Raw genomic sequence first — 11,256 nt, forward strand, 5'->3', positions numbered from 1 at the left:
GGGGTGACAAGTGAGAGACATTTTGATAAAACTTGTTTTGCATTCATGGCATTTACTCGTGGTAATTTTTGTTTGGCGATAAATTTGATCACCAAATGCCATGAATGTTCCCACCTAATTTAAAATATCTTATTGTTCCTGTTTGTTATTTCATGGGGATTCGTCAGACTCTGACCCCATTTATTGTATTGTAAGCATGCGCAGTGGCCAGTCTAACCATGCTGGTGGCAGAAGTTCAGCAGGGATAAAGCGTTTCCTGAGTTTATAGAAGTATTCACCAGCTAAGCCTAACGTGATAAGTGGGGTCAGAGTCTGACCCCATTTATTAGGGGAAATTCTCGAATTTAATTGTTATACTTTACTACTATTCAAAGTAAATATTGTTAGGTGATTTTATGATTGAGGAAGATATTAATAGGAGAGTTTTGGAGCCTGAAATTAAATCGATGGTACTTAATTTTCTGATTTCAAATGGTTTTATTTCTTCCTTAGATACAGTTTTTAATGAGTTTACAGTAGACGGTGCTTCTCGTAGAGTTGACCTTGCTATTACTAAAGGGAAAGAGTTGTGGGGGTTTGAAATAAAAAGTGAAGCTGATAGTCTTACTAGGCTCAAAGGCCAGATAGATATCTATTCACAATTTTTTGACAAAGTCTTCGTAGTTGTTGCAAGTAAACATGTGGGTGCAGTATTAAGTATGATTCCTACATCAGTAGCTCTGTGGGAAATTCAGAGAAACAAAATTATCGTGAAACAAAAAGGAAGAAAAAAATTAATTAAAAATCCTAATAGTTTCATTGATATGATGAGCGTCTCTGACTTAAGCAAAGTAGTAAATAGAATTGGCATAAAATCACAATCAAAACGAAGGCAGGACTTAATTAGCTGTTTATCTAAAGTTAACCATAGTTTATTAAGAGATGCTGCTTTTAAGGCCCTTACTCAAAGATACCAGCTATCTTCAAAAATGTTTTTTGATCAAGTTATCGGTAGAAAGATTACCCCAAATGATATCAATTTATTAAGTCGATTTAAGCTACATAATATGAAGCCTACAATAATACCAGATAGTGTTGATGATATTGTCCATGCTCTTAACGCTATAGGGCTCGATGATAATTTAGATGACTTTGAGCCGCCTAAACTGTGTTAAAAATTAATCAACCCAGTCTTCATCTGTATCAAGATCTTCTATAACATCGTTATAATGGAGTTGTTGATATAAATGTAAATTTATTCTTACTGCTGTAGCTCGGTTTGGAGAGGTTATACCAAATGTATCTCCTTCGGAGGTTTTCTCTATCATTTGGACCCCCCAAAGTTTGAGATCTTTAATCCAGTAATCACTATGCATCATTTCTATAGCCGCTTCTTTGTATAGTCTCTCTTTTTCTCCACGAGCAATATTTTGAGAGTCCTCAAACTCTTTTCGAATAAAGCGCCAGTCATTTTTCAATGCGTAGTCAATTCTTGGTGGAGGAGTTGAGCCACCCCCACTAAGCTTGGCAGCTCTCGCCCCACCGCGGTCGGAGTAAAGCATTGTAATGTCGGCTGTGCAGTTTTTATATGTTCCATTGAAAAGTAATCTTTCGTATATAGGGATCTCTCCACGATATGAACCAGCAAAACTTGAAGGAAAAGATGCTGATGATATTGAAAAGATTGCTCTAGGGAATAGACGATGCATACTTTGTATCAACTGTGCATGTTTACCAACCTCTAAAATGTCTAATCTTCCAACATCTTCATGGTCAAATATAAACAATAGCTGGCTTATATTTTTCCCTACTAAAGATCTGGCTACAGTATTAAAGAGCGTTGCAGAACTACTTTGCATTTTGAAGCGAATAACCAATCCACGGTTTAAATTAGCTAAAGATATAATTTGTCTATCCAACTGTTCTAGATTATCAAGCTGCAGAGTTGGTATGGCATTGGGAGTGCTCTGTATAAATTTAACCCAATTATCGTATCCATTATTAGAATTCAGTAGTAGATGGATTTCTTCATGAACATGTCTAGGGTATTCATGAGTAGCAATATACTTCTTGTTTTGGAAGATAAAATCACTATCAATATCAGCAATGAATTTTCTGCCGTTAATTGATTTATTGATTCTTTCTATAGAGCTCTTAAGATTATGAGCCGTAGTCCATCCTTTCAATGGAAACATTGGTAAAATAGCATCTTTATCTTTTTCAGGTAACTGCTCCAGAGCAGTCATTTCAGAAGGATTTAATGCAAGGATAGGCGCGTATTGGAACAGCAAGTTTTGTTCTAATGAAAACAAATTAACCTCTATAATTATCTAATTGATATTTTAAAGATGTTGGTGAAACTTCAAAATCTTGTGCAAGCTTTTCATATAAAGCTTCACCTTTGTGATTGCTTTCATTGATTTTTTTGTGGCGAGTCAATAGATGCATTGGCATCAGTATATCAGCAGCTAAGTTATTGGCTTCAGTTTCAATTGCAGTTGAAAGTTTAGACCTAAAAAGCGCATCATCAGTAATGCCATCCCCAATAAGATCGCGATGAAGTAGAAAATGAGCAATCTCATGGGCCAAAGTAAATCTTTGACGATTTTTAACATCATGTCGATTGACTCGTATTATTACTTTACCATTTGTCTCTTTTATTTCGCCAGAAATATTACCTAGCAAGGTTGATGCCTTCACAATTAGTCCAAGATCTTTAGCAATGGCTCCAACTTTTATAGGAAAATCTGTTTGGTGAGTTTTTATTATTGCAACTTGCTCTGCGGTTAACTTTCTCCATTCTCTCGAAGTCATTACTCATCACCTTTTTCGACACTATCAATTGCTGCGTTAAATTCATCCCAATTGATATCGTTATCTAATTCGTCCCAATTTACGCTTTTGTTATCATTTTTATTTCTGAGGATAAATGCATCAACTACATCTTCTAAATGTTTTGTAAATTTCCCTTCATCTATAAGTTCTTCTAGTTTGCACTTGACGACATTATCAATTTTTTGTTCTGTTGTATCGCCTGCAACTTTCTCCGCCACAGCTTCAGCAGTTTTTGTTGTTGTGTTTTTTATATTTTTATACCCCCAAAAAGAAAGTGCCGCAATAGCGAGGCCAACAATAGTTATAAGTACTGATACTGAAGTTATTGCGATAGCAGCAAAATCAGCATACGTAAAAAAATCATGATGTTGATATAAATTATCTACTCTTGTTTTTAGCCGAGGGTAATCATTGGGCGGTTCATTACTAAGTGAGCCTTTTGCTATTGCTTCATTGATGGCTTTAGAACTTTGTAGTATTTTGTAATGGAGCTCTCTATAATCAGCTTTAATTTTATGGTCGACTATTTCATTTGAAGTCAAAGACAGCTGGATGGTGGCTTTTGCTAAAGTATCTAGTGATTCAGATATAGAGGTTAAAGAGTCAATTATTTCTGTGTTTTGAACATTATTAGCAGTAGTTTGATTCTTTTCTTCCACTACACTAAGTTCACTCGAAAGGACAGGCATAGAATATACTAATAAAACAATAGCTTTAACAAAAAAATTCATCATTATTAACTCTAGTTTTCTATACGTAAATTGTTGATTTAATGATATTACATTATTATCTGGAATTAGCATTTTTTTATGTTTCTTTTGTAAGTTGTTCTGGTTTGCTCAATCATCATAAGTGCAGGCGGACTAAACCTTCCAATAGCTATCATTTCCCTACCTCACTCTTACTCAAACATCTCTGCGCGACTTGATACACTATCGCGTCGACTTGTTGTTGGGTGAGTGCTTGGGTTCGGACGGCCGGTATGGTTTTGACCAGCTGTTTGTGATTTAACTCTGTTATTACAAAAAAGTGCAAACGGTGGTTTTGTTTGGCTGGCAAACTCTTTATTAGGGATGGTTTGCCCTATAGCTTTGGTGAGCCATTTACTGACCTGCTCTTTATTAGGGATTGCTTGGCGAGTTGCTTGTTCGATCGGCTTGGTTTCTGTCCAAGACGGGAAGTGTAAACGGCCGTCTTTATAAAATAGTTGGTAGTCTTTACCTTGGGTAGCGCTAGTCGATTTACTGTCGCGTTTGCGCTTATGGCGGCCTTTGGTTTCGATGGCGAATACGCCATTTTTACCTATGGCTAAGTGATCGATGTTAAAGCCGTCTGCTTGGATGTCGTGAAACACTTGATAGCCCAAAGCTTGTAAGCCGATTAGCTCATTGGCAGTGGCGATTTCTGCGGTGTGGCCTAGGCGTAATTTAGTGAGTTTGGTAATGATCTTCCACGTTTTATAGCCGCAATAGGTTAAGCCGATGATTACAATTGGGATGAACGTAATTGGGAATGTGCTTGCAGCAATATGTGTTTGGATACTTTCATAAGCAAACGGAAAACTGACAACCATTAATGCCATGCTTAAACCGGAGATTAAATCGAACTGTAAGTCTTGGATTTGTTGCTGTAAGCCAAAAGCGGGAATACGCTGAAGTTGGTCACGATCGACGGGTAGTTTTACCGTGTACTCGCGATACTTGAGCATGACTTTCATCAGCACCGCGATCAGCAATATGCCTGAAAGCAATATGGCTACAGCGAATAAATTAGTAAACAAGCTTGTCATTGTCATCCTTGATTGTGGTGCGAACGTTGTTACAGATTGCAAATCTAATTCCATGAATCTGCAGAAATAATATACTCCCCGTTTTATAAAAATGTAAGTGGCAATAGGCTGTTATTTGGTATTTAACCTGTAAGGCGTAGTTATGAAAGGGTGACTCACCCAGGCTATTTTGCTGCAACTGGCGACTATTTTGTCGTGGTTAGGCTTGGTGGTGTGGTGATGGGGAACGCTAATGACCGTACAATCTCACGGAACAATTCGATGGTGTCGTGCTTAGTCATTAACGCATCTTGAAAGTCTAAATTGGCACTGTTTTTAACAATAACAACATGACGTTGTTGGCGCGCGCTACGCGAAAGTGGGTCTGTTGCAGTGCCCACTTTTTCTATTGCCGATAAAACTGCAAAGGTACTGTTTATTGGTTAAAAATATTTTATCCAAATAGATTGACTGTTTCTCTTCACCTCAGCGAACCATGTAGTTGGAAAATAGAGCATGATGGCAATGGCTATTGCAATCCCCCATATTTGCCAAATATGGTCAACACCTCTGTAGTCCCCGTGATTGGGTTCAAAAAAAACTTCAACAATACGATAAGTGATGAGCAGTAGGTAGAGATGTAATATGTAAAAAAACATTGGTGCTGAGCCAAAATCGGAAAGCAATTTTGTAATTTTGTCACCTGCTTTTTCAAGTAATACCAATAGCAAGACGCCAACACCTAATGTGAGCAACAAAAATAATAGTGATGGTGGGTACTTTGAAAAATTAAAAAATGATTTACACATATCCGCTAAATTTGAGCTGACAATCCAAGGCATCGTTTCACCATATAGGTTTAGTCCTCGTAAAATAAGTAAGCTTAGTAGTGAGCCAGCACCAGCCATTAACAACCATTTTTTACGCTGTTGTGCTTCAGTTTTATGGGTGTATAAGGTGCCTGAAAAATAGCCAATAAAAATAACGCCAATCCAAGGTAACACAGGATAAGAGGCTTTTATTTTAAAGCTTTCACCAAGGTATAAGTAACCTCGGTCATGGAGAATAGTCCATAAATGGTAACCCCATTCGTGTGTTGAAAATGAAATAAAGGTCAATGAATTGTGGCCAAAAATAATACCTATACCCAATACACCAATGAACCATCTTGGCAAATTTACGACAAGTGCCAAGGCAATCATGCTTATTCCTATTGCCCATATCACTTGTAAGTACAACGCCTGATAATTGCCAAACCATGAAAAATTAATCAGGGTTATTTCTATTACAATAAGAAATAAACCGCGCTTCAATAAATAATGCTGAGGAGACCGTTCAGGCTTATTGTGCGGGTGAGCATAAAGCCAAGCCGATAAACCCGTTAAAAAAACAAAAACTGGCGCACATAAGTGAGTGAGCATGCGCGTTGCAAATAATGACGTATCGGTGTCAGCTAATGTCATGGGATCGGTTAACACATGATGGTAGAAAAACCGTTCTCTTACATGGTCAACAAGCATTAGCAGCATGACTAACCCACGTAAGGCGTCGATAGCAGTAATTCTATTTTTTGGTTGATCAATAATTACGTCTGTAGTTTGACTCAACTTTTTGTTTATTATGGTATTCACTATAAAGCTCTTAACGGTAGATATAATTAATATTCGTTTATCAGCATGGCGGAAAATTATTCAGCTGCATGGGGTAAAACAAAGGATAACGTCGCTAAATGCTCTACTTTGTCTATAACATCAATTTTCTTTGCTGGGGTATCAACAATAGCAGCGATGACATTGAGTCCTTGATTGCGCACATTTATAACAACTCGACCTTGTATATCTGATAGCAGTACTTCTGCATCAGGATCATTCACAAAGTCACGAATTACCCTCGCACCAGCCACAGGTTTGCCATCCAGAAGGACTTGAAATATCACATCTGAACCTTTCTGCTGGGGAAATGTTTTACCAACTGGATGAATTTGTAACTTTTGCTGAGGCAGTACAGGGATTTCGCGTAACTCACCACGAAGATGCACGGCATATTTTATTGTGTGCTCACTTAGCAATGCGTTTGGAAAAGCATCTCGTCCTTTTGCGTGCCATGTACCATCTGGTGTTTTGCTCCATAACCCATTATCCAACATTGCAGCAACCGCGGTTATTTCTTCTTGGTTGGTTAATGTTAGTAATGGTCCAGTGGCAACAAGTTGTGTGTTTACTGGTATCCAGTTAGGGTTAAAGCCAGTAACGTTTTTGATTTTCTGATGTCGTTTAACCGTGTCTAAGTCATCGGCTCCTTCGCCATAAACCAGAGCCAATTGAGACGATCGCTCAGCAAACCATATTCCGTGGCTATTGGCATTAAGCGAAAGCAGAGCGAAGCTGCATATTAATATCTTAATCATTGTTTGTTTCATATGTATTTGGTCTCAGTGATTCACTGCAATGAAAACGCGGCCTGTAACCGCAGGCCGCGTTTGGAGGTTTAGAACTTATATTTAACACTGACTCGATAAGTTCGAGAGGCGCCAGGCATTGTCCAAAGCTTGTGGTAAGAACTTGAGTAGTATTCTTCGTCAAATAAGTTTTCTATATCGAATTTAAGTTCATAGTTTTCACTTAAATCAATAGAGCCAAAAAGCCGTGTGACGGTATACCAAGGCAATACATATTCTGGGTCTATTGTTTCACCTAAACGATCGCCAACATAGTTAATGCTTGCACCGATATTGGCCTCATAATCATTGATAACCATGAAATGCTGCAAAGTGATATTAGCGGTGTTTTCGGCAATATTGATGAGCTTAGAACCAGAAGGAATGGCAACACCCCAGTCGGCGTTTACCACATCATTGACCGTTTCTGCATCGGTATAAGCATATGCTAATGACAGGGTTGTGTTTTCACCAATTTGAGAATGAATGTCGAGCTCTATACCTTGGCTTTGTGCTTCACCAAGTGCCGCAGAAAAACCTGTATTGACAGGATCTGCAGTTAAAATATTACTCTTTTGCGCTTTGAATAATGCCAATGAACCATTAAATACATCATTATCGGTAGACCATTTCATGCCCATTTCATAAGATTTGCTCTCTTCAGGCTCAAACGTTTCACCATTTGCTCCAGCCCCTGAGTTGGGTCTGAAACCTTCGGCATAGCTAGTATAAAGGGTTATATTTTCGTTGGCGTTGTAGACTAAACCCGCCCTTGGGCTTGTTGAGTTCTGGTTTTGCTGTGCAATGTTTCCATTGAAGTTGTTGGTGATGGTTTGCTCAAATTTGTCAAACCGTATTCCAAGCAATATTTTCCATTGATCATTCAAATCAATTTGATTTTGAATGTAAGCGCCTAAAGACTCTTGCTCTTCTAACTGGTCCACAAATGGTGAGACTTCTGGGCGATCTTGGCCATATATTGGTTCTAAGAGATTTGTTGCATAGGTGCTATCACCTGAACCGCCAGCAACACGCCAACGGCTTTGTAATGACTCAAGCTGATAATCGTAGCCGTCAATACCAATTAATAAATGATGTATCAATGCACCCGTTTGAACTTTGCCGCTTAATTCAAGCCGAGCTGAAATGTCGGATGCATCAAAGTCTCTGTGGCGTCTTTGTCTAACAAGCGTTTCTGCATCGCTATAGACTAGCTGACGGCTGCCAGACAACTCTGCATCGGAAGAAAAGCCTTTAAATGACGAGTCTCGTAGCCCAATACCTGCCAACATATCCCAGCCATCATTGATATTATGCTGTATGACGAGCTGATGCCCCGTTGCTTGAATAGCGATAGGCCCGTCTTCTGGTTCACCATAAAAGCGGTTTACGGGAATAGAGGCTGAGGTATTATCAAGTACGACGATGCCGCGATCAAACGTTGTTTCTTGATCTAAGAACTCTAGCTCATAAGTTAAATTAGTATTATCTGAGATATTCCAAAGTAGAGACGGGTTAAATGTCGCACTATTGATTTCCACATCATCACGAAAGCTATCTGAGTTTTCATAAGCGCCGTTGATGCGAAACGCTAGATCGTGAGTCAATGCATTGGTGTAGTCAGCTTCGGCTTGACGAGTGCCATGATTACCAGCAGATATTTGTAAGTAACCCTCTTCGAAAAACTGTGGTTTTTTGGTTATGATATTGACGGTTCCCCCAGGTTCACTGCGCCCATAAAGTGCTGAACCAGGGCCTTTAAGTATTTCAATACTCTCAATATTGGCTGTATTTCTACGCCCGCTGAAACCCCGACCGGCACTAAAGCCATTGACTAAATAGCCTGATGGTAGATTTTCATCTCCGGCAAAACCTCGAATAGCAAAGCTATCCCACATTCCTCCAAAACTGTTTTGCCTTTCGATACCACTGGCTAAGTCTAAGGCGTTTTGAAAACTAACAATGCCAGCATCTTGTAATAAATCACCATTTACAATGCTTACTGCTTGGGGGGTTTCTTTGAGCGGCACATCTCCACGATAGGCTTGTCGTTGATGCCGCACTTCTATTCTCTCGATGTTTAAGCTATCAAGATCTTCATTTTGTGCATAAACAGTGGTTGCATGTGGTAGCCCTAAACATACGGCGATAGCAACAGCGGTGTACTTCAACTTATTCACTTCTTTCATTATCAACCCATCTATTCTGTAAATAGCCAAACTATCTCTTGAGATCCAGGTTATGACATCAAAACATGTCTTAATCTCATCACTCAAAGCGAGGAAGGGGGTATGTATAAATGTTAATGAGAATGATTACTAGTTACAATTTTGATAATTCATATATTGATCGCAAAACAAACTTTTACTTTTGTAAATAAATGGGGGGGTAATGGGGAGCTTGATGCGGATAGACTTTCATAAAAACCATTTGAAATTATAATGTTGGAGACATAAGGTAGCGCGCGGATGGCATTTTTTGATTAAATTATCGTCAAATAAAAAATGACCACGAGTAAAAACCATAAATGTGAAAAATTTTCATCGAAATGTTGACGACTTGTCCTTTCGCTAACGTTTTGCACGGTTATGTATTGTTAAGCCTATTGGGCAAAGCCATAAAAGGGTGGCTCGCCCAAGCGGTTTTGCTGTCTCATTCATGTTGTGTTTAGGTATTATTCTAATGACGCTACGATCTCTCGAAAAAATTCGATGGTTTCGTGCTTAGAAATTAATGCGTCTTGAAAGCCTAAATCAGCACTGTTTTTCACTATCACAACATGGTGTTGTTGGTTTACATAAATATATTGTCCGTATACGCCGACACAGAAAAACTCACCTTGCTGTGCTTCTGGTGGTAACCAAATTTGGTAGCCGTAGCCGAGCTTGTCTTTTTGCGGTTTAAGGTATTCCGCTTGGGGTGTAGTGGCGGCTTTTATCCACTCCGCAGAGATAATTTGCTTGCCGTTATACTCACCATTATTAAGCAATAATCGGCCAAAGCGGGCGTAGTCGCGGGTGGTAACATTTAAGCCGCCTAAGGCAAAGGCAGTGCCCTGGGAGTCGGTAAGCCAATAGGCGTCGCTTTCCATACCAATGGTGTTCCAAATATTTTGCTGTAAAAGCTCGACTAACGATTTGTCGGTGACTCGCCTGAGTATCATGCCAATAACGTGGGTGTCCATGCTGACATAATGAAATGCTTTACCTGGGGCTGACTCATTAATCAGTTCGCTGGTCATTTGATCTAACGAGCCGCCGATGGCCAGTACACGCCCCATTTTGTTAATGTCAGAATAGAAGTCTTGGTAGTCTTCGTTCCATTTAACGCCAGACGACATTTGTAATACGTGTTTTACTTTGACCTTGCCATAACCAGATTTAGCCAGTTCTGGCAGGTAAAAGCCGACAGTTTTTTCGATATCAATGTTGCCTGCATCGACTTGCATGCCAAACAATATCGACACAAATGATTTAGCCATTGACCAAGAAATACGTTTGTCGTCGCTTTTAGTGCCTAAAAAATATTGCTCATAGGTTATTTTGTCGTCTTTTAGCACCAGTAAGGCGGTTGTTGCTCTGCGGTTGAGAAACGCTTCGGTATTGGTTGAGCTGTTTCTATAGATAAACGATTCAGGCAAAGGCGTTAAGGCGACGTCGAATACATAAGGCTCGCCTTGCTTATCGATTTTTTTGTTAAAAAAGACATCTTTCATATGGGAAAAATTATTTACGACTAATGATTCATTAAATAAGGTGACCACGCTGTATAAGCGATTAACGCTTTGCCAATTAAACGCCACAAGGATGATTGCAATAACAAGAATGCTGAATAAAGCACCTTTGATAAATTTGAACAAAGTCGACATTGACGTTTCCAGATAGATAAAATGGATGTAATGACAATAACTTATAGCTATCATCGTCATAAATCAAATACTTAACAATGTGGTAACGTTTTATTGTCAATAAGTAGGCTAGGCTGTGGCCTTGTTTGAAGTGCTTTTTTGATGCACTTGTGCTTATGAGTACACCGTAGTTTTACTGGTGGGGGGAGCCAACCTAGGTTGGGGGTATTATACCAATCCTATTAAATATGTGATCTTTTAGTGGGAGTTCAAAGTGCTGTAGGCAAGGCAGATGATTGAAGCGAATAGTGATCCTCGGTAACAAGCTCCTGCGTTACTCTACCTCCAGCATCTGACCGCCATGGAGGGTGGGAATGTGTTATTTTTTAT

10 protein-coding genes are annotated in these 11,256 nt (G+C 39.1%); 1 reads left to right on the forward strand and 9 read right to left on the reverse strand.

What is annotated here, in order from left to right:
* The first annotated feature begins 395 nt into the window (after positions 1-395).
* A complete protein-coding gene (locus ACWXWT_RS18010; protein ID WP_456042959.1) occupies positions 396-1,154 on the forward strand; it encodes a sce7726 family protein in 759 nt (252 codons plus the stop codon).
* A 3-nt stretch (positions 1,155-1,157) separates the two neighbouring features.
* Here ACWXWT_RS18010 and ACWXWT_RS18015 read toward each other — a convergent pair whose 3' ends face one another.
* From ACWXWT_RS18015 to ACWXWT_RS18055, 9 genes are all read right to left on the reverse strand, one after another.
* Positions 1,158-2,291, reverse strand: a complete 1,134-nt coding sequence (locus tag ACWXWT_RS18015; RefSeq protein ID WP_456042960.1) for a beta family protein — start codon at positions 2,289-2,291, stop codon at positions 1,158-1,160.
* Position 2,292: 1 nt separating this feature from the next.
* Positions 2,293-2,793 carry an ImmA/IrrE family metallo-endopeptidase gene (locus ACWXWT_RS18020; protein ID WP_456042961.1) on the reverse strand — a complete coding sequence of 167 codons (501 nt, stop codon included), beginning with the start codon at positions 2,791-2,793 and terminating at the stop codon, positions 2,293-2,295.
* Positions 2,793-3,617, reverse strand: coding sequence for a hypothetical protein (locus ACWXWT_RS18025; RefSeq protein ID WP_456042962.1), 825 nt, complete (start codon positions 3,615-3,617; stop codon positions 2,793-2,795). Before ACWXWT_RS18025 ends, ACWXWT_RS18020 begins: the two co-directional genes overlap by 1 nt.
* 98 nt (positions 3,618-3,715) lie before the next feature.
* Positions 3,716-4,603 (reverse strand): nuclease-related domain-containing protein, encoded by an 888-nt coding sequence (locus tag ACWXWT_RS18030; RefSeq protein ID WP_456042963.1) that lies wholly within the window; start codon positions 4,601-4,603, stop codon positions 3,716-3,718.
* A 185-nt stretch (positions 4,604-4,788) separates the two neighbouring features.
* On the reverse strand, positions 4,789-4,983 hold the full coding sequence (locus tag ACWXWT_RS18035; protein ID WP_456042964.1) for a hypothetical protein: 195 nt from the start codon (positions 4,981-4,983) through the stop codon (positions 4,789-4,791).
* Positions 4,984-5,025: 42 nt separating this feature from the next.
* Complete coding sequence (locus ACWXWT_RS18040; RefSeq protein WP_456042965.1) at positions 5,026-6,213, reverse strand: DUF1624 domain-containing protein; 1,188 nt, start codon at positions 6,211-6,213, stop codon at positions 5,026-5,028.
* A gap of 56 nt (positions 6,214-6,269) precedes the next feature.
* The gene (locus ACWXWT_RS18045) at positions 6,270-6,989 is read right to left on the reverse strand and encodes a DUF4198 domain-containing protein (protein ID WP_456042966.1); all 720 of its coding nucleotides are present in this window, start codon (positions 6,987-6,989) and stop codon (positions 6,270-6,272) included.
* Between the two features lie 80 nt (positions 6,990-7,069).
* Entirely contained in the window at positions 7,070-9,208 is a 2,139-nt protein-coding gene (locus ACWXWT_RS18050) for a TonB-dependent siderophore receptor (protein WP_456042967.1), read from the reverse strand.
* 485 nt (positions 9,209-9,693) lie between these two features.
* Complete coding sequence (locus ACWXWT_RS18055) at positions 9,694-10,887, reverse strand: serine hydrolase domain-containing protein (protein WP_456042968.1); 1,194 nt, start codon at positions 10,885-10,887, stop codon at positions 9,694-9,696.
* Between the last annotated feature and the right edge of the window lie 369 nt (positions 10,888-11,256).

Source organism: Shewanella sp. A22 (assembly GCF_053850585.1).

Coding starts and splice junctions, on each gene's coding strand:
- ACWXWT_RS18010 (WP_456042959.1), top strand. CDS start 396: ATGATTGAGGAAGATATTAATAGGAGAGTTTTGGAGCCTGAAATTAAA.
- ACWXWT_RS18020 (WP_456042961.1), bottom strand. CDS start 2,793: ATGACTTCGAGAGAATGGAGAAAGTTAACCGCAGAGCAAGTTGCAATA.
- ACWXWT_RS18025 (WP_456042962.1), bottom strand. CDS start 3,617: ATGCTAATTCCAGATAATAATGTAATATCATTAAATCAACAATTTACG.
- ACWXWT_RS18030 (WP_456042963.1), bottom strand. CDS start 4,603: ATGACAAGCTTGTTTACTAATTTATTCGCTGTAGCCATATTGCTTTCA.
- ACWXWT_RS18045 (WP_456042966.1), bottom strand. CDS start 6,989: ATGATTAAGATATTAATATGCAGCTTCGCTCTGCTTTCGCTTAATGCC.
- ACWXWT_RS18050 (WP_456042967.1), bottom strand. CDS start 9,208: ATGAAAGAAGTGAATAAGTTGAAGTACACCGCTGTTGCTATCGCCGTA.
- ACWXWT_RS18055 (WP_456042968.1), bottom strand. CDS start 10,887: ATGTCGACTTTGTTCAAATTTATCAAAGGTGCTTTATTCAGCATTCTT.